Source organism: Natronococcus pandeyae, from assembly GCF_008122205.1.
Lineage (GTDB): Archaea > Halobacteriota > Halobacteria > Halobacteriales > Natrialbaceae > Natronococcus > Natronococcus pandeyae.
The window spans coordinates 53,062-70,309 of record NZ_PHNJ01000014.1 but is presented as its reverse complement, the minus strand read 5'-3'; the positions used below and the strand labels follow the sequence as shown (position 1 = coordinate 70,309).

At 62.4% G+C, this 17,248-nt stretch carries 19 protein-coding genes and 2 tRNA genes; 9 read left to right on the top strand and 12 right to left on the bottom strand.

The window, feature by feature from the left end; genetic code table 11:
- Nucleotides 1-289 precede the first annotated feature (289 nt).
- Nucleotides 290-748: an ester cyclase gene (locus CV102_RS20125; protein WP_148859825.1), complete on the top strand. Its 459-nt coding sequence runs from the start codon at nt 290-292 to the stop codon at nt 746-748.
- 529 nt (nt 749-1,277) lie between these two features.
- Entirely contained in the window at nt 1,278-1,757 is a 480-nt protein-coding gene (locus tag CV102_RS20120; protein ID WP_148859824.1) for a nuclear transport factor 2 family protein, read from the top strand.
- 282 nt (nt 1,758-2,039) lie between these two features.
- Here CV102_RS20120 and CV102_RS26425 read toward each other — a convergent pair whose 3' ends face one another.
- Complete coding sequence (locus tag CV102_RS26425; RefSeq protein ID WP_222863719.1) at nt 2,040-3,011, bottom strand: ester cyclase; 972 nt, start codon at nt 3,009-3,011, stop codon at nt 2,040-2,042.
- A 218-nt stretch (nt 3,012-3,229) separates the two neighbouring features.
- Between CV102_RS26425 and CV102_RS20110 the strand changes: the two genes are divergently transcribed.
- Nucleotides 3,230-4,189 (top strand): winged helix-turn-helix domain-containing protein, encoded by a 960-nt coding sequence (locus tag CV102_RS20110; RefSeq protein WP_148859822.1) that lies wholly within the window; start codon nt 3,230-3,232, stop codon nt 4,187-4,189.
- Nucleotides 4,190-4,478: 289 nt separating this feature from the next.
- Here CV102_RS20110 and CV102_RS20105 read toward each other — a convergent pair.
- Nucleotides 4,479-4,550: transfer RNA gene (locus tag CV102_RS20105), tRNA-Thr, on the bottom strand.
- Between the two features lie 74 nt (nt 4,551-4,624).
- Nucleotides 4,625-5,350, bottom strand: coding sequence for a DUF7114 family protein (locus CV102_RS20100; RefSeq protein ID WP_148859821.1), 726 nt, complete (start codon nt 5,348-5,350; stop codon nt 4,625-4,627).
- A 60-nt stretch (nt 5,351-5,410) separates the two neighbouring features.
- Here CV102_RS20100 and CV102_RS20095 point away from each other — a divergent pair, with 60 nt between their 5' ends.
- Together CV102_RS20095 and CV102_RS20090 are read left to right on the top strand one after the other, a co-directional pair.
- Entirely contained in the window at nt 5,411-6,109 is a 699-nt protein-coding gene (locus CV102_RS20095) for an enoyl-CoA hydratase/isomerase family protein (protein ID WP_148859820.1), read from the top strand.
- 59 nt (nt 6,110-6,168) lie between these two features.
- Nucleotides 6,169-6,708: a GNAT family N-acetyltransferase gene (locus tag CV102_RS20090; protein ID WP_148859819.1), complete on the top strand. Its 540-nt coding sequence runs from the start codon at nt 6,169-6,171 to the stop codon at nt 6,706-6,708.
- A 7-nt stretch (nt 6,709-6,715) separates the two neighbouring features.
- On the opposite strand, the gene CV102_RS20085 is transcribed toward CV102_RS20090, so the two are convergent.
- Nucleotides 6,716-7,510, bottom strand: coding sequence for an NAD+ synthase (locus tag CV102_RS20085; RefSeq protein WP_148859818.1), 795 nt, complete (start codon nt 7,508-7,510; stop codon nt 6,716-6,718).
- A 146-nt stretch (nt 7,511-7,656) separates the two neighbouring features.
- On the opposite strand from CV102_RS20085, the gene CV102_RS20080 reads away from it, so the two are divergent.
- A tRNA-Gly gene (locus tag CV102_RS20080) sits at nt 7,657-7,727 on the top strand.
- A gap of 148 nt (nt 7,728-7,875) precedes the next feature.
- Here CV102_RS20080 and CV102_RS26150 read toward each other — a convergent pair.
- Nucleotides 7,876-8,046 carry a hypothetical protein gene (locus CV102_RS26150; RefSeq protein WP_187433049.1) on the bottom strand — a complete coding sequence of 57 codons (171 nt, stop codon included), beginning with the start codon at nt 8,044-8,046 and terminating at the stop codon, nt 7,876-7,878.
- Between the two features lie 201 nt (nt 8,047-8,247).
- On the opposite strand from CV102_RS26150, the gene CV102_RS20075 reads away from it, so the two are divergent.
- On the top strand, nt 8,248-8,982 hold the full coding sequence (locus tag CV102_RS20075) for a GNAT family N-acetyltransferase (RefSeq protein ID WP_148859817.1): 735 nt from the start codon (nt 8,248-8,250) through the stop codon (nt 8,980-8,982).
- A gap of 51 nt (nt 8,983-9,033) precedes the next feature.
- Here CV102_RS20075 and CV102_RS20070 read toward each other — a convergent pair whose 3' ends face one another.
- From CV102_RS20070 to CV102_RS20060, 3 genes are all read right to left on the bottom strand, one after another.
- Nucleotides 9,034-10,443 (bottom strand): hypothetical protein, encoded by a 1,410-nt coding sequence (locus CV102_RS20070; RefSeq protein WP_148859816.1) that lies wholly within the window; start codon nt 10,441-10,443, stop codon nt 9,034-9,036.
- A gap of 78 nt (nt 10,444-10,521) precedes the next feature.
- Entirely contained in the window at nt 10,522-10,884 is a 363-nt protein-coding gene (locus CV102_RS20065) for a hypothetical protein (RefSeq protein ID WP_148859815.1), read from the bottom strand.
- Between the two features lies 1 nt (nt 10,885).
- Entirely contained in the window at nt 10,886-11,125 is a 240-nt protein-coding gene (locus CV102_RS20060; protein WP_148859814.1) for an amphi-Trp domain-containing protein, read from the bottom strand.
- A 171-nt stretch (nt 11,126-11,296) separates the two neighbouring features.
- On the opposite strand from CV102_RS20060, the gene CV102_RS20055 reads away from it, so the two are divergent.
- On the top strand, nt 11,297-12,133 hold the full coding sequence (locus CV102_RS20055) for an NAD(+)/NADH kinase (RefSeq protein ID WP_148859813.1): 837 nt from the start codon (nt 11,297-11,299) through the stop codon (nt 12,131-12,133).
- Nucleotides 12,134-12,141: 8 nt separating this feature from the next.
- On the opposite strand, the gene CV102_RS20050 is transcribed toward CV102_RS20055, so the two are convergent.
- The 3 genes from CV102_RS20050 to CV102_RS20040 all read right to left on the bottom strand — a co-directional run bounded on the left by CV102_RS20050 (nt 12,142) and on the right by CV102_RS20040 (nt 14,878).
- The gene (locus CV102_RS20050; protein WP_148859812.1) at nt 12,142-12,777 is read right to left on the bottom strand and encodes a DsbA family oxidoreductase; all 636 of its coding nucleotides are present in this window, start codon (nt 12,775-12,777) and stop codon (nt 12,142-12,144) included.
- 112 nt (nt 12,778-12,889) lie between these two features.
- Nucleotides 12,890-13,654, bottom strand: a complete 765-nt coding sequence (locus CV102_RS20045) for a DNA-directed RNA polymerase subunit epsilon (RefSeq protein WP_148859811.1) — start codon at nt 13,652-13,654, stop codon at nt 12,890-12,892.
- A gap of 303 nt (nt 13,655-13,957) precedes the next feature.
- Entirely contained in the window at nt 13,958-14,878 is a 921-nt protein-coding gene (locus CV102_RS20040; protein ID WP_148859810.1) for a nucleotidyltransferase domain-containing protein, read from the bottom strand.
- A gap of 634 nt (nt 14,879-15,512) precedes the next feature.
- On the opposite strand from CV102_RS20040, the gene mptA reads away from it, so the two are divergent.
- Nucleotides 15,513-16,442, top strand: coding sequence for a GTP cyclohydrolase MptA (mptA, locus tag CV102_RS20035; protein WP_148859809.1), 930 nt, complete (start codon nt 15,513-15,515; stop codon nt 16,440-16,442).
- Here mptA and CV102_RS20030 read toward each other — a convergent pair.
- Nucleotides 16,439-17,242, bottom strand: a complete 804-nt coding sequence (locus tag CV102_RS20030; protein WP_148859808.1) for a TrmB family transcriptional regulator — start codon at nt 17,240-17,242, stop codon at nt 16,439-16,441. The genes mptA and CV102_RS20030 overlap by 4 nt on opposite strands.
- Nucleotides 17,243-17,248: the final 6 nt, after the last annotated feature.

Sequence of the window (17,248 nt, the reverse complement as noted above, 5' to 3'; positions counted from 1 at the left end):
GGCTGACACACAATAATCGTACAGCCCGGGCCCTCGTTGCGAAGCCATCCTGTGCAAAGCCGACCCGTTCTCGAGAGGGGCCCCAGTTCCTGTTTTGATGGAGATTCTGCTGTATACACTCTCCGTATCTCGCACACCGTTTCTGACAGCAGCTTCGTAGTTGAGTTGGTGTGTGTTGCATTCGGGACACGTATCGCTCCTCGTACGAGCTTCGTTCAGCTTGTGCAAATTCGTCACCCGTTGCAGCTATGAGACTGTCACACTCAGTTGAAAGGGAGTGAATCCCCCGATGGCAGCAGCCTCAACGACTGAAACGAACAAAGAGATCGTTACCCGCTGGTGGAGCGAGTTCTGGGGCGAGTTGAACCCTGACGTCGTTGACGAACTCGCCGCGGAAGACATCCGATGGTACTATCCGCTGGTCGGTGAAGTGCGGGGGCGCGAGGAGGTAAAGAAGCGCATCATTGGATACAAGGAACGGTTTCCGGAAGGAGGGTTTGAGCTGACCGACGAGCTGATCGCTGAGGGCGACCGTGTGGTCGCTCTCTGGGAGGGGGGCGGAACGCACACCGGCCGCTCTTGGGAGCTTCCAATAGGCAGCCTGCCAGAGGCTTCGGGTGAGAAGGTACAGTATACCGGAACGACGGTATTCACTGTACAAGACGGCAACATCACCGAAGAGTATGGGCAGGCTGACTACCTCGAGGCGATGCAACAACTTGGGCTCATTGAACTACAGAGCCAATAGTGCAATCCCTCTCCGTTCGCTTCTGGCCGGCGAATCGAAGGAAAATATGGCGAGAGATTTTTGTCGTCTTCCCGGATATCCATTCAGATTTTAGTAGATCCTGAACCCTTTTTGCGATATACTTGGCGCGTATCGTGCAGCAAGTGCTGTCGTATCGATCTCTGCAGATTCGTCAGTAGATGACGGTACGTGGCTCCCCCTCATAATTGGGTGGGAGTGAGCTGACGCATCTCCAAAGCAATACCCCGAACGAAGGAAAGGACGTGGCTGCGGTCGCCGACTCGATCGACGAGCGGGTAGTCTTGTTCGGCCATTCCTATAGAGCCCTCTGTAGTCTGGAAGCCGCCTTCCGTACCGACGATCTGCGGACACTCGTTCTGTATGAATCAGCGTTTCAAGTGGTCGCCGACTAACCGGATCGTGATTCGCTTCTGTTTCAGACTGTGCGGATGTTGCAGACGGTGAGGGTTCTGTAGGAGATAGTGCTATGCGACTGTACCACACAGAGGAATAGGGGGTATACCATCCAATGGACGAAGCAATACCAGCAGAAGTACAGGAGTTACTGGATAAGCAAGCAATCAATGAACTGATCCACAAATTTGTGTATCTATCCGATGAAAACGACTGGGACGCGGAATTTGAACTCGTTACCGACGACGTGATTGCGGAAACTCCGTTTGGGAGTGCGGAGGGAAAAGACGACTTTCGGGAAACGACTGAGGAGATTTTTGCGGAGTTTCAATTCAGTCGGCACATGCTGCACAACGGTTTCATCGAGATCGACGGCGGTGAAGCCACTGGTAAGTGGTATGGTGAGATCCCCATCCTCACGACTGACGGTGAAGCAGAATGGATACTCGGGATGTACGAACACGAGTTCCGCCGAGTCGATGGGGAGTGGAAAGTTTCGAAATATACGTTCGATCCGACCTATGTGACTCCGTACGACGAGGGATGGGCCGAACAACCCTTCCCTGAGGAGATGCCGGTTGAACCTGATTGGTAACTGATCCAGCCGAATGACGACCTCGACATGACAAAATCGCGTTGGATATGCATGAATAGAACGTTCCACCGTGCTGAATAGACGCTCTGGATATTGCACGCGCTTTCTACCAGCTACTGGATAGATTGAGCGAGACGTGCAAGAGACACAGCGCGTCTGTCGCAAACGGCAACTCCCGCCCCTTGACACGGACCCCATCCATCCTCCTGAGTGGCCAACAACAAATCGCCATCGTCAATTATTGGCCTCGCCCGTAGTGTTCGCTGGAAATAATTAGGGATGTTATTCTCCTGGTGGCTCGACGGCACCGAGTTGCATCAGGAGCCCCATCACATCGTTTTGGGCCCACGACTCGACGAACTGTCCGTCCTCGATTCGGTGGATGTGGTGGCCCTCTACCACGGCCTTTCCCGTCGCTTCAACCCCCATGAATCCGCCTTCGTGGGTCCCGGTAGCCTGGTCTCGTCTGACCACCATGTCGCCCTCGGCGATCAGATCCTCGACCACACAATCGATATCCGGAACCGCAGATCGAAGCGTCGTGACGTATTCCTTGACCCCCTCCGGGCCCTGAATTGGCTCGGGGAGGGCAGAATTGTACTCGACATAGTCGTCTGCAAAGAGTTCATCGATGAGTGCCAGGTTGCCCTCGCTAATGACCTCTTGTGCGTAGGTACGAGCGATCTCCTTGTTTTCGGCTTCCGTTGTCGACGGGCTTCCAGGCGGATCGATGGCGCCGACCTGCAGGAACGCCCCGAATAGGTCGGGCAGGCCGGTCACTTCGACCAGTTCTCCGTCGTCGAACCGGTAGCTTCCGAACCATCGTACCTCGACCGAGGTTCCGGTCGGTTCGATTCCCATCAGTTCGCCATTGTGGGTGCCTCCGAACGTGCAGTTCGCCATCACCGTGTCGCCCTCGGCGACGACATCGTGGGCTTCGAAGGACAAGTCCGGAAACCCCGCCCGGATCATCCGGAGATTGTCCTTGTACGCCTCCCGCCCGTGAACGGTTCCGACTGGCTCGGGACCATGGAATACAACGTCTTCGGTGATGATGTCGTCAAGCGCCTCAATATCGCCACCATCCCAAACGTCGTAGACCTGGTGTGCGGCTCGTTTATTCGCTTCTCGTTGGTCTTGTGTCTGTGACATGCATTGACTCCTCGAGGGCTGAAGATTGACCGGATCACCAAGTGCTCGCTCAGTGAACCCCCGGTTATCGCGGACTTGGTTTGGATCAGCTTGGATCTCCATACCTCCCATTGTCAATCTTCAACTACCGTTCGACGGACTCCGGAATAAGTGTTATTTGAATGATGTTTCAATCGGGATTTCGATAGAACGAGCCTTCAATAAAATATACTAGCTGTTGGGTGTGGGCTGACGATTTAACGGGGTCTAAGCCGAACCCAACACGGTACACGATCGTAGTGACGGGTGGGGTTTTTGACCCATGCTAGTCGATAACACATATGGGAGATTCGTCCCGGAAGGATACGAACCAACCGGATACGGCCGCCACAACCGAGGCCTTCAAGCTGCTATCCGACGAAACTCGGCTCGAATTATTGGAGGCCCTCTGGAAGGGCGACGATCCGACGGACTCGGCGCCAATGCGGTTCGTCGATCTCCGGGAACAAGTCACCGTCAACGATCCCGGTCAAATCCACTATCACCTCGATAAACTCACGGCCCATTTCGTCCGCCACTCCGAGGAGGGCTATGAACTCAGGGAATCGGGCAAACGGATCGTCCGTATGCTCCTCTCCGGTATCGCCCTGGAGCATCCAGAGATCGAACCGGTCGAAATCGACGTTTCGTGTCCGTATTGTGGCGGACAGACGCTGTGCAGCTATCGGGATGGATGGCGCTATCTCGAATGCACCGACTGTGACGTACGGTGTGTCCCGAGCTTTCCCCCGGGCGTCATCAGCATGAGCGAGTTCCCGCCGTCGGGAGTGCGGAACCGGACCCCGAACGAGATTGGCCACGCTGATTGGATCTGGGCTGCCCACCGTCGGGCATCCGTTATTGATGGCGTGTGTCCGGAGTGTGCGGGTGACATGCCCATCACCTCGATCTATATCTGTGATGATCACCAGCCCGATTGGGAGGAGTATCAGTTCTGTGAGCACTGCGAGTCGATTTTCTGGATACTCGTGACTCACGTCTGTGAGCAGTGTGAGTACCGCTGGTCAATGCCGATATCGAATTATCTGACGAGAGAACCGGCGGTGGTTGCATTTTACTACGATTACGGGATTGACTTTGACTTTTCGGCGCCCGAACAATTCGCTCTCCTCCTTGATGTAGAGAAAGAACTGCTTTCAGAGGACCCTCTTCGTATCCGGATGACGGTTCACCTGGAGGATGAGGAACTCAACCTCACGTACGACGACCAGTTGGACGTCATTTCCACGGAACGGGGTTAGTGAACGTTATCTATGCTTCTGACACTTCTCTCCCAACGTACTCTTCGGGCGACCATCTGGTGAATCGTTGAGGTAAACATACTACTCCGCGCCAGTCTACGCAAGAGCATCCGACCAAGAAATCGACTGCGCGCATCCTGCCGACAACGATATCGATTCCTACGGGGACAATCCTTCTGCATAGATGGCAGATTTCACACTTGACACTATAGCTCTAGTCTGTAGATATTATCGCTCAGAGACTCCGTAGCAGAGACTCATGAGTCGGAATTGTCAATAAAACTATCAGAGCCTAGGCCGGGATTTGAACCCGGGCTCTCGTCCTTACCAAGGACGCGCTTTACCGCTAAGCTACCCAGGCGCGTACTTTCTCGTTGACTCGAGTCCTCTTTATGGGTTTCGATTCGCCATCGGGCGTGGGTCGCCGTAGCGCAGTTAGCTATCCGTCGCGGACGTCGCCCGATCGGTCGTCGAGTCCTCGAGCGAGCACTCGGACGGCGTCAGTTCGGTCCCGACCAGGCAGTGATCGGCCGGTGGAAACGACGTTCCGGCGGTCGCAGCGATCTCTGCGGCGGTCTCGAGGAGGGCCTCGGATGGCGTTTCGTCGACGGCGGCGGCGCCGGCGAGAACGGCGAGTTCGAGGACGTCGTGCTCGAGGCTCGCGTCGTCACTCGTCGGACCGACAGCGTCGGCGTCGTCATCGCGGTCGTCGAGGCGGTGGGTCTGGTCCTGGCCGAACGACTGGACGGTCCGGACCGCCTTCCCGGCGGCGTCGGTGCGAGCGAGCAGGTAGAACCCGCGGGCGACGAGGATATCCGCGGCCAGGATCTCGAGGTCGCCGTCGTCGTCGGTATCCCGGTCGCCGTCGGTCCACGGTTCGGCGTGGGCCAGCGATCGCGTGAGGCGGAGCCCTTCGTAAATAAGCTGGACGCCGGCTGCGTGCGTGACGATGCCGTCGGTCTCGGTGGTCCCGCGTTCGTCCGTCTCGTCGGGGCCGGGGGTCGCGTCCGGCGCGACCGAAGCGGCGCTCTCGAGTGCGAGTGCACCAGGAAGCATCGATGCGCCATCGAGCGTCGATACGATGTAGTCGTGCAACCGCGGTGGTTCGACGTCTGCGACAGCCTCGATGGCCGCCCGCCGACATCTGTCGGCCTGTTCCATCATGGAGCCGTTACGAGGGAGGAGGCAAAGACCTTTGGAAACGCCCGGTAGAGTCGTGGCATGATCGACGTCGACGGCGATGGATCGGTCCGGATCGTCACGATCGAGCGGCCTGCGCGACGAAACGCGCTGACGGTCGAGGCGCTCGAGTCCCTCGAGACGGCGATCGCCGACGCCGAGGAGCCGGTGATCGCCCTCCGCGGAGCGGGGCCGGCGTTCTGTGCCGGTGCCGATCTCGAGGTCGTCGCCGATCTCGACCGGGAGGGCGCCGAGGAGTTCGCTAGAGTGGGGCAACGCGTCGCGCGCACGATCGAGGAGAGCCCGGCCGTCGTCGTCGCCGAGATCGACGGCCCCGCACGCGGCGGCGGACTCGAACTCGCGCTCGCCTGCGACGTTCGCGTCGGCACGCCCGACTCGACCTACGGCGAGCCCGGCGTCACCTTCGGGCTGTTCGGCGCCTGGGGCGGCACCGTCCGGCTCCCGCGAATCGTCGGCGAGGGTGACGCACTCGAGTTCGCGTGCTCCGGACGGGTCGTCGACGCCGAGGAGGCACTACGAATGGGCCTCGTCTCGCGGCTCGAGGACGATCCGCGGACGGCGACGGCGGAGATCGCCGCAAACGCAGCCGACGCGTTGCCCGTGCTGAAACGCCGGATCCGGGACGACCGCGACCGGGAAACACAGGAACGACTCGAGGCCGAGGCGTTCGGCGATCTCGTGGTCTCACACGCCGCGGACCTCGATGCGGTTCTCGAATAGCGTCACTACGTGTCACACCGTCGAACGATTTTTCGACTCGTGCGACAGAGACGAGAGTGATGCCCGGTCCCGCGTTCCTCTCCGGCGACGACGTGACGCTCCGGACGATCGAAACGGAGGACCTCGAGTTTCTTCAGAGAGAGGTCAACGATCCGAAAATCTGGCGGCCGATCGGCCGCTCGACGCCCCTCAACGCAGAGCAAGAGCGCGAGTTCTTCGAAGATATCGTCTGTGACGACGACGGAATTCACCTCCTGGTCGCCGCTGACTCGGAGCCGGTCGGCACGATCGGACTCAACTCTATCAACCGGGAGGCGCGGCGGGCGGAACTCGGCTACTGGATTGCGACCGAACACCACGGACGGGGCTACGGCACCGAAGCCGCGAAGCTGCTCGTCGAACACGGCTTCGACCAGCTCGGATTGCACAGGATCTCTGCGCGCGTGTTCGAGTTCAACGACGCGTCGAAACGGCTGCTCGAGTCCGTGGGATTCACCGAGGAGGGCGTCCACCGGGACACCGAGTTCATCGACGGCGAGTTCCAGGACACGCACTGGTACGGACTCCTCGAGGACGAGTGGCGGCTGCGCGAACCGTAACTCTGCGTCAGTCGAGCGGCTCCGGCGCCGGCGGCACCCGGCGTTTGTGCGCGCTGCGCTCGTACATCCCGCGAACCTTTTCGACCGTTTCCGGCTCGACGCCGAGCTCTCGAGCCGTCGTGTCGACCGAGAGCGGGCCGTCGACGTGGGTGGCGAGGATCGAGTCGAGCGTCTCGTAGCTGAGCCCCATCTCCTCCTCGTCGGTCTGGTCGGCCCACAGCTCCGCGGTGGGCGTCTTGGTCACGAGGTCGTCGGGAACACCCACGTGACGGGCGAGCTGGCGCACCTGCGCCTTGTAGAGGTTGCCGATCGGGTGGCAGTCGACTGCCCCGTCGCCGTACTTGGTGAAGTAGCCGACGGCGGCCTCGCTTCGGTTGCCAGTGCCGAGCACGAGCCGTCCCTCGTGGTTCGCCACCAGGTAGTTCAGTACGGCCCGGACGCGCGCTCGAGCGTTGCCGACTGCCTCGTGGTCGCCCTCGGCCTCGGGGTAGGCGCCGAGCAGCGAGTCGACGATCGGCTCGATCTCGATCACGTCGTGCGTGATCTCGAGGTCCTGGGCGACGCGCTCGGCGTCGCTCATATTCTCGTCACCGCTGACCCGTGCGGGCAGGACGAGTCCGTGGACGTTCTCGGCGCCGAGTGCGTCGACGGCGAGGTAGGCGACGAGGGTGCTGTCGATCCCGCCCGAGAGGCCGAGTACGGTGCCGTCCACCCCTGCCGCGTCGACCTGCTCCCGAATGAAGTTCGTAATGTGGTCGCACCGTTCGTCCAGTTCCACGTCCGAAAACCGAAGGTCGATCATCGACAGAGTGTACGGGTGGGCCGGCCTAATAGACTCCCCCAACCAGTGAAAAGTGGACGGTCGGTCGATTCTCGGTGACGGGGCTCGAGTTGGAGCGCTACGTTGAAGTGTGATCGGTAGCTACGTTCGGGTGACGGAAGCGACGCGCGCCGGTGGTCTAGTGGCAGGACATGAGCTTCCCAAGCTCATAGCCCGGGTTCAACTCCCGGTCGGCGCACTTTTGCGGTGAACAACGTCATGAGCCGTAACTGTGGTCAAGACGACCGAGCCCTCGGCCGTAGTGACCGAGTGAAGCGGACCGGCGGTCGGCTCCCGCCTGCATTCTCGATCAGCGCAGGCCGCCTCGAGCGGTCTCGCCACTCGCATCAGTCCTCGGCCAGCTCCCGACTGACCGTCGCGAACAGCACGGCGTCACACGAGTAGCAGGTGAACACGTCGGGTTCGATCGTCCGACTCGCTTCTCCCTGGTGAACGGTTACCGAATCGGGTTCGACGGAGAGTTCCAGCGGCTCGTCGCAGTGCGGGCAAGTTGCCATGCAGGCCAGTACGATCACGAGACTCGTATACCGACGGCCCGCACACGCCTTCCTCGGGGCTGTAAACCGAGTTCGGTGCTCGAGCGTTCGTTCGCTCGTCCCGCCGAAACTGACTCCGGCGGCTGAACTCTCCGCTACGCGAATTGTGTGGTATGGTAACAGTATACAACCACTAAATAGAGCGACGGTGAACACGATACTATGCAGGCGATCGAAGACCAAACGTTCGAAACCGACACCCAGCGGCGGCTCTACGATATCGTCGAGCGCAACGGCGCCGTTGGAAAAGAACAACTCGAAGAGCACCTCCCGCTGACGGCGGACGAACTCGAGGACGAACTGGCTTCGCTCGAGCGCGAGGAAGTGCTCGAAACGGACGACGACCTCGTGCGACTCGCGATCGACATCGGCGAGGAGTCGACCCACGAGACCGACGACCTCGAGTACACCATTCGGCCGGCGAGACAGAACGATCTCACGGGGATCGTCGGCGTGATGCGACAGGTCGCGGAGGAAAACGACTATCTCGTCGCGGAAACCGTCGTCGACCTACTGGACCACGAGGAGGTCGTCTTCCGGCACAACGACATCTCGTCCAGGATTTTCTTCGTCGCGACCGTCGACGACGAGGTCGTGGGGTGGGTCCACCTCCACTCGCCGAACTACGAAAAGCTCGCCCACACTGCCGAGTTGACGACGGGTGTACTCGAGGAGTACCGCGGTCACGGGATCGGAAGCAATCTTCTGGAACGGGGGCTTCAGTGGGCGGCCGAGAACGACTACGACAAGGTCTATCAGAGTCTCCCCGCGACGAACCAGGACGCCATCCGGTTCCTCGAAGCCCACCGGTGGGAGACCGAAGCGATCAGGCAGGCCCACTACAAGATCGACGATGAGTACGTCGCCGAGCAGATGATGGCCGTCATGATCACCTGATCTCGAACTCGAAACTCGAGACGCGGTGATCCGGCGCCGCTCCCTACGAGCCTACAGGTAGCCGAACAGGATCCCGACGAGTACGAGGAGCCACGTGGCGACGCCGGCGAGCAGCAGATCGTTGAATCGGGACTCTCGAGTCGCCCGCTTGGCTGCCCCGCCGGCGATCAGGCCGAGAGCGACGACGACGAGCATCCGCTGGAGAACGACGTCGAGGGGGATCGCGTCGACGCCGAGCAGCCCGTAGTCGAGCCAGATCGCCAGCGACAGCGAGCCGGCGGCGACGATTGCGGCGTCGAGCCGTCGCGTGAGTCCGCGGGCGATCAGGTACGTCGCGGTCGGGATCCCGACGGCGATCACCGGGTAGAGCATCGCCGCGATCATGTGCGGGGTGAGGAAGGGGACGCGCCGCTCGAGGAGCAGTCCGCCCATCCGCACGCCGAGGAACAGCGCGAGGATGGTGAACACCAGGATGACGTGGCCGGCCTCGAGCCGGTCGGAGGCGGCCGCGATCCGCTGACGATCGACGTCGGTCAGGTGATCCTCGATCGGGCCCGACCCGCGTTCGGCCGGCCGTTCCTCGAGCGCTCCGTCGGCACGGCTGGTCCGAGCGCGCCGGCCGGCTAGTCCCATTCCAGCGGGAAGTGCGAGCATCGCCGTCAGATCGACGACGGTCGCCCAGCCGTTGGCGTCCGACGGGCCGGCGTTGTCGAGGTAGATCCGGCGGACGTCCTCCTCGGTGTCGACGCGCGGGTGATTCATGAAGTCCGCCTCGACTTTCGACTGGGCGGCTTCGACGCCGTCGACGCGGTGACGGAGGGTGAACCAGTCGAAGTGTTCGGTGTGTGCCTGCATGGCGAGCCACTCGTCGTCCTCGTTCGGGCTCTCGTAGAGCCGGATGTGGTAGCGCTGGCCGTAGTAGTCGCCGTCCTCGAGCTGGAGGGATTCGGTCGCCCAGTAGCCGTCCTCGCCCTCTCCGGGGTCGATCCAGGCGTAACGGGTCGTTCCGTCGGCTTCACCCCACGCGATGCCCGTCGCGTGGCGATCGTGTTCCTCGAGGACCGTCGTGTTCTCGAGTACAGTGTTGTTCTCGAGGACCGTACTGTTCTCGAGGACCGTGTCGTTTCCGGGGCCCGCTTCGGCTTCCGCTTCGACTTCCGCTTCTTTCTCTTCGATCTCCTGCCAGTCGCCGCCACTCTGTTCGCTCATCGCCCAGAGAACGTCGTCGGTCTCACCGCGGACGATGACGTTTATCGGACTGCGCTCTTGGAAGCGTTCCTGGGGGCTGAGAAACCGCCAGAACTCGCTTTCGGAGTCCTCCAGCGAGACCAGTTCCGGCGTTTCTTGCGTGTCGTCGGTCGGTCCGTCGTCGACCGAACTCGAGAACAACAGCGAGGGGCCGCCGATAAAGAGGAACGCAACGATGATGAGAGCGACTGCGACCACGTGCGAGCGACGCATTTCATTTCCAGTAGAGGGTAGTGATATATCAATATGTACGTTGGTACGGCAAGGGTATCGGACGTCGTGTCTGGAGATCTACACGCCGGGCACGCCGAGCACTTCGGGTGCGACGATACCGACCGTCGCGAACGCGTAGACGATGCCGACGGCGACGAGCCAGGCGACGAACCCGATCGCGACCGCCGTTCCCCAGCCGCCGGGGTATCGCCAGTTTACCACGCCGATCCAGATGACGAGCATCGACAGCACGCCCAGGATCGGAATCCAGCCGACGAAGTAGCTCGCGACGGCCCAGGCGAGCGCGCCGATCAGCGCCGTCAACGCCGCGTTCGGAACCCCCGCGTCCGTATCGAGTACTAGCCGTACGCCGGCCAAGATTGCAACCGTCCCCACCAGCAGACTGAGGGCGAAGACCAGTATGGTGTCCTCGAGCGACATCTCAGGGCTTCCAGCTCAGTTCGATAGTGATGGTTTCGCGCTCCCCTCTGAGTATCGACGAGCGCTCGACGACGTCGACCGAGGCGTTGACGTTCTCCGGCGGACTGAGGGAGACGGTTTTGTTGCCGACGGCGACGGCGATCTCTTCGTTTCCGTCGTCGAACTCCTGGGCGAGGCTCGAGAGGTACGACGCGAGTTCGGCCCGAGTCATCACATCGTCGCTTGTCGTCCGTTCCGCCATATCGGTCCAGTTTACGGCTCGACCGCAAAAGTATGGGTCGCGAACGCGTACTCAATCCGATTTTACTGCGCGACACCGCGCTGAAACGCTCTTCTACTGACGGGGTGTCTGGTCGGGACCGCGGCCGGCGGGATGCGTGGCTTTTTGTCCGCGGGCGGCTAGCCGCCGACGATGGACGTCGCTGTCGGAATCGTCGCACAACGCGACAACGAGCGGGCACAGGAACTCGCCGAGACGCTGGTCGAGACGCTCGAACGAGCGGACGACACTGCCGCGGTCGTCGTGGACGAGGCAACTGGGACTGCGATCGGCCGCGAGCACGTCCCGGTCGCGGCGATGGCCGACCGTGATCTCGTCGTGAGCATCGGCGGCGACGGGACGCTCCTGTTCGTCGCCCGTGAGGTCGGAAGCACGCCGATCCTCGGCGTCAACCTCGGCGAGGTCGGCTTTCTCAACGCCGTTACACCAGCGGATGCCGTTTCTGTCGTCACGGACCTCGTCGCGACGCTCCGGGAAACCGGCGATATCGAGGGCCGCGAACTCGCTCGTCTCCGGGCGAGCGGCGACGACTGGACGCTCGAACCGGCGCTCAACGAGATCGTCGTCCACGGTCCGCGGCGAGGACGAGGCGGCGGCGTCACCGTCGAGACCCGCGTCGACGGCGAACACTACGCGGAGAGTCACGCCGACGGCGTCCTCGTCGCGACGCCGACGGGATCGTCCGCGTACAACCTGAGCGAGCGCGGCCCCCTCGTCCACCCCGCAGCCGACACGCTGGTCGTGACACAGATGGCCGCGGCCAACGCGATGCCGCCGCTGGTCGTCGATCCCGACGCCGAGATCACACTCGCCGTGTCGGGAGCCGACACTGCCTACGCGATCAGTGACGGTCGAACCCGACGGGAACTCGAGCCACCGGCGACGGTCGAGGTCTCGGTCGCGGACGACCCCGTTACGCTCGTCGGCCCGCAGGCCAACTTCTTCGACGGGCTCGAGAAACTCGAGTAACTCGAGCGTCAGTCGGCTCCGTCGACCAGCCGCTCGAGCTGTGCCGGCGGCACCGCACCGCGGGCCGCGTACCCGTCGTGGACGAACGTCGGCACGCCGGTGATTCCCTGCTGGCGGGCGTCGGTAAACCGATCCTCGAGCTCCGCTCGAAGCCCGTCGTCGTCGATCGCGTCGCGAATCTCTGCTTCGGGAAGACCGATGTCGTCTGCGAGAGCAGCCAGAACGTCGGGATCGCCGATATCGCGTTCGTCCTGCCAGAGGGCGTCGTAGATCGCCGCGTCGAACTCGTCCCATCGGTCGGGGTAGGCTCCGGAGACGTACCACGACGCGAGCTGTGCGTTCAGCGAGTCGACCTCGATCGCCAGCTCCTGGCCCATCTCGACGTCGTACTGCTCCTGGAGCCGACGGACGTTCTCTCGCGCCTGCTCGAAGTAGTCGTCGTCCTTCCCATCGTCGGCCGAGTGATCGATCGAACCGTCCTCGTTTCGCTTCCCGCTCCGCAGGTCGAACGGGTGCCACTCGACGTCGAGCGATCCCTCTCGTTCGTCGCGATACTGCTCGAGGGACTGCTTACCGAGGTAACAGAACGGACAGACGTAGTCGGCGTAGATCGTGAGTCGACCCACTGAATCCGTTTCGGACATGGCCGCTGTAGGTGTTCGCGACGGAAAAGACGACGGTCACCGGCAGTTGCCCCGGATCCGTCGAACCCGGTGTTCGAGCGAACTCCGTCGAACGGCGGCCCCTTCGGCCGCGCTACTCGCCGGCGGCGTCGGAGTCGTCGGTCGCGTCGATCGACTCCTCGTCGGTGCGCGCCTCGAGGCTCGGCAGGTTCGGGTCCCGGTACGGGTTCCGGCCGTACGCCGGCAGCTCGTCCTCGAGTTGCGATTTCAGCACTCGACGGAGGCGGTTCAGGCTCGTCGTATCGAGCCCGTGGTGGGCCGCGAGCCGTTTGAACGTCTCCTCGTCGGTGATATCGTGGGCGCGGTACTGGCCGAACAGTTCGTCCATCCGATCGGGAGAGAGCGCCGAGGCGTCGATATCGTCGAGACCGAAGTATGCCTGCCGGTCGACGTCGACCACGTGGCGGATGACGACCAGCGCGACCTTCGGAATTCCGCGCTGGCTGCCGAACTCGGTGAGATCGATCTCGTCCATCACGCCGAGCGCGAGGTCTCGCTGCCACGGCGTCAGATCGAGAGCGTTACACAGCGCCTGGGTCGTCCGCAGGCGATCGAGTCGGTGAGCGCGTTCGCTGTACCCCGGCGTCGCGCCGTGCTGTTCGTCGTGGAGCCGTCGGACGCTCTCCGGGAGTTCCTCGTCGGGTGACTCCGCACGACCGATGACGGTCGCACTCGGCGTGACGACGCCCCACTGGCGGACGGTCGAATCGCGCTGGACGTCCGCCCGGGAGAGCGACCCGGAGCCGGGACGCGTCTCGAGGTGGCGGTCACTGTCCCGGCCGTCGGGATCGGGGTCCCGCTGGAGGGCTGGCCCGGAGTCAACACCGTCGTCGTACATCGTGTGTCGCTCAGACCGGGAGACGGAAAAAGACTTGCTCGTTTCGCCGCCGTTGGGACTGCTAAGCCGAGTAACACGTCTTTTAGACGTACAATCAATCCGACGTGATCGGTTCGAAAAGAGCCCGCCATAGATCTCCCTCGTGACCGAAAGCAGGTACAGAAAAGCGAGTCATCCAGATCGACGACAGCCGTTCGGCTGGGACGTTTGAGAATCGGAGAACGGACGACTTCCCGTCATAGCTCTACCTTGTGACCAGAGACACTTAAAGAACGGATGGTCGGTGCGCCGCCGCGACCCGCGTCACCGTCCCGCCTCGAGCATCTCGTCGACGAACTCGTCCAGCCGTTCCCGACTGGGTCCGTCTCGAGCGTGGACCGCGGGATCGATCCGCTTCGGTGGGTGGGCGAACGCGCGGCCGACCGCGTCGCCGATTCGGACGCCCCCCTCGCCCGCTCGCTTGCGCTCGAGCAGCTCGCGAGCGCGGTCGATCCGGGCAGCGTCGAACACCGACGGAGCCTGTTCGTCGAGGAAGGTCTCGAACTCGAGCGCCGGAAGCTCGTGGCCGCCGCGTTCGCCGGTCGCCTTCAGGTAGCGGGCGGCCATCGCGGCGCGGACGACCGTCAGGTTCCGCTTGACCGTCGGCTTCGTCTGCGTCTCGCTGAACCGTTCGTCGTCCGCGGGAACGGTCATCGTCCCGTCGTCGTCCTCGACGACGTACTCGTCGTCGCGCGCCTCGAGGATCGGAAAGATCGCGTCGTCGGTCCGAACCAGGTGCTCCGAGAGGTACTTTCGGTAGTTGTTCGCGGCGATCCCTCGCCACGCGTGATAGAGGTCGATCGGGTTGTACGTTCGTTCGACGTACGCGGCCAGTTCGTCGGGGTCGTAGGCGACGCGGTACCGGATCGGACTCCGGAGAAGATCGATCGCGCCGTCGTTCGAGTCGGCGAGCAACCCCGCGAACTTGCGGACGTCCCAGCCCTGGTACTCGAACGTGTCGCGCTCTGCGACGATGACGTCGTCGACGCCCTCGAGGTGGGCATACTGCCGCAGGTCCGTCGGTGCGTAGACGAAGCCGACGTCGTAATCGCTCGCCGGACTCGCCGCGCCCCAGGCGTGGCTCCCGCGGGCGACCGCCAGCACGACCGACACGTCGTGGGCGTGCTCGATCCCGGCGAGTTGATCGTCGATCGTCTCGCGTACGTGAGTGGCTACCGTTCCCATCGTGACTGTCGTCCGTTACGTTTCGAGAGCGAACGGGCACTTCGGCTCTGATCTTCGCTCGAGGGCGTGCTACACGCGCCGCTCGACCAGAGTTGAGTGCGGTAGAACGAACGACTCCCCGTCATAGCTCCACCTTGTGACCAGAGACACTTAAAGAGCGAGCGGCTGATCGAAGCGAAAAAGTCCTCGAGTCGGCGAGCGACGGCTGCAGCGCTCACCGTTTGGAGGGAACCTGAGAACGACGGCTTCCCGTCATAGCTCTACCTTGTGACCAGAAGCACTTAAAGAGCGAACGGTCCGATGCCGCGAGAGGAGCGGATGCTATCGAGCGTTACGAACGTGAGAACGGACGACTTCCCGTCGTATCTCTACCTTGTGACCAGAAGTACTTAAACGACGAGCGAACTCCGCGACCGGCGGAGAGCCAATGCTGGCGAATATTACAGACGTGAGAACCTCCGATGTCCCGTCATAGCTCTACCTTGTGACCAGAGACACGTAAAGGAACGAGCGTTCCCGAACACCACTCGTTGTTGGGGGTTCCGGCACGAGCGCGTTCGACACCGAACATCACGCCGAAGGAAGGAGTACCGGTTCCGAAAGGTCTAATCGCACGCTACCCTGAATACGGGCAATGAGTCAACAGCTTCCGGACGTGCAGGCGTCGTCCCCCGACGTCACCGTCGGCCTGAGCCAGGTCGGCGTCACCGGCGTCGAGAAACTCGTCAAGATCGCCCGCGAGGACAAACGACCGATCGTCCTCACGGCAGAGTTCGAGGTCTTCGTCGACCTCCCGGCGTGGCGCAAGGGCGCGGACATGAGCCGCAACATGGAGGTCATCGACGAGATTCTCGAGGACGCCACCAGAGACGAGGCCTACCGCGTCGAGGAGGTCTGCGGCGAGGTCGCCGAACGACTCCTCGGGAAACACGACTACACTTCGCGCGCGGAGGTCTCGATGGAGGCGGAGTTCATGCGCCGCGAGCAGACGCCAGCTAGCGACCGCGAGACCCAGCACACCGTCGACATCATCGCGGCCGCGTCGGCGACCGAGGAGGGCACTCGCGAAGAGATCGGCGCCAAGGTCGTCGGGATGACCGTCTGCCCCTGCTCGCAGGGGATGTCCGCCGCGCGCGCGAAACAGACGCTCGAGGACCTCGGCGTCGAGGAGGAGACGATCACGGAGTTCCTGGACGAGGTGCCCCAGCCCGGCCACTCCCAGCGCGGGCACGCGACCCTGACCGTCGAAGCGAACGGCGATCCGAAGGTCGACCTCAACGACGTCATCGACATCGCCCGCGACTCGATGAGCGCGCGGATCTACAACCTCGCGAAGCGACCCGACGAGGATCACATGACCTACGCGGCCCACGCGGACGCGAAGTTCGTCGAGGACTGCGTGCGGTCGATGGCCGAAGGGGTCGTCGACGAGTTCGATCACCTGTCGGACGACGCCGTGATCACGATGAAACAGTCGAACGACGAGTCGATCCACCAGCACAACGCCCACGCCGAGCGGATCGTCGAGATGGATCGGCTGCGCACGGAAGTCAACGACGACTAGAAGACGAGCGGCTCCGCTTCTTCCCACCGCGGGACGAACTCCCCGTGGACGTTCGCGGCGAACTCCGGATCCTTGAGATCGATCATCCCGAACGCGTCGCCCGACGACAGCGGGTTCGGAACCTGGATACAGATTTCGACGCCGTCGATGATGTTGAACGAGCCCGTCACGTCGTCGTTCGTTCGGACGTCGAAGTCGTCGCGGTTCTGTAACGCGCTCCGATACCGTTCGCCGACGTTCGCGGAGAGCGACTCGACCATCTTCCGCGTCATCAGAATGTCGACAGACACGCCCCGATCGAGCGCGTCCTCGAACTGTGCGAGAACGTCTTCACTGACGGTCTGCATGTCCCGTTCGGGAACGGGGTCCGCGGCAACCATCACGATGTGATCGTCCGCCGCTGCAAGTCGCTCCAGCAGCAGGTCCACCGTCTCCTCGGGGCCGACGGCGGCCGTCCAGAACTGCTCCTCGACGGGATCCGCTGCGTCGAGTTCGTCGGCGAGCGTGTCGACGATCGACTCGTACTGTTCCGCCTTCTCCTCGAGTTCGCGTCTCTTGTCGTCGAGCAGCCGATCCAGCGCCGTCGAGGGTTCGACGGCGACGTACTTTTTCGGTCGGCTCGCGGTCTGGCTGCGAACGAGATTGTACTGTTCGATACTGTTGAGCACGTCGTAGATCCGCCCCATCGGCACGTCGCTCGCACGCGATAGTTCCTTGGCGGTTGTGGGGCCGGTGTTCAGCAGTGCTCGGTACGCTCGAGCCTCGTACTCGGAGAGCCCGAGATCCCTAAGACTGGCCATACAGAA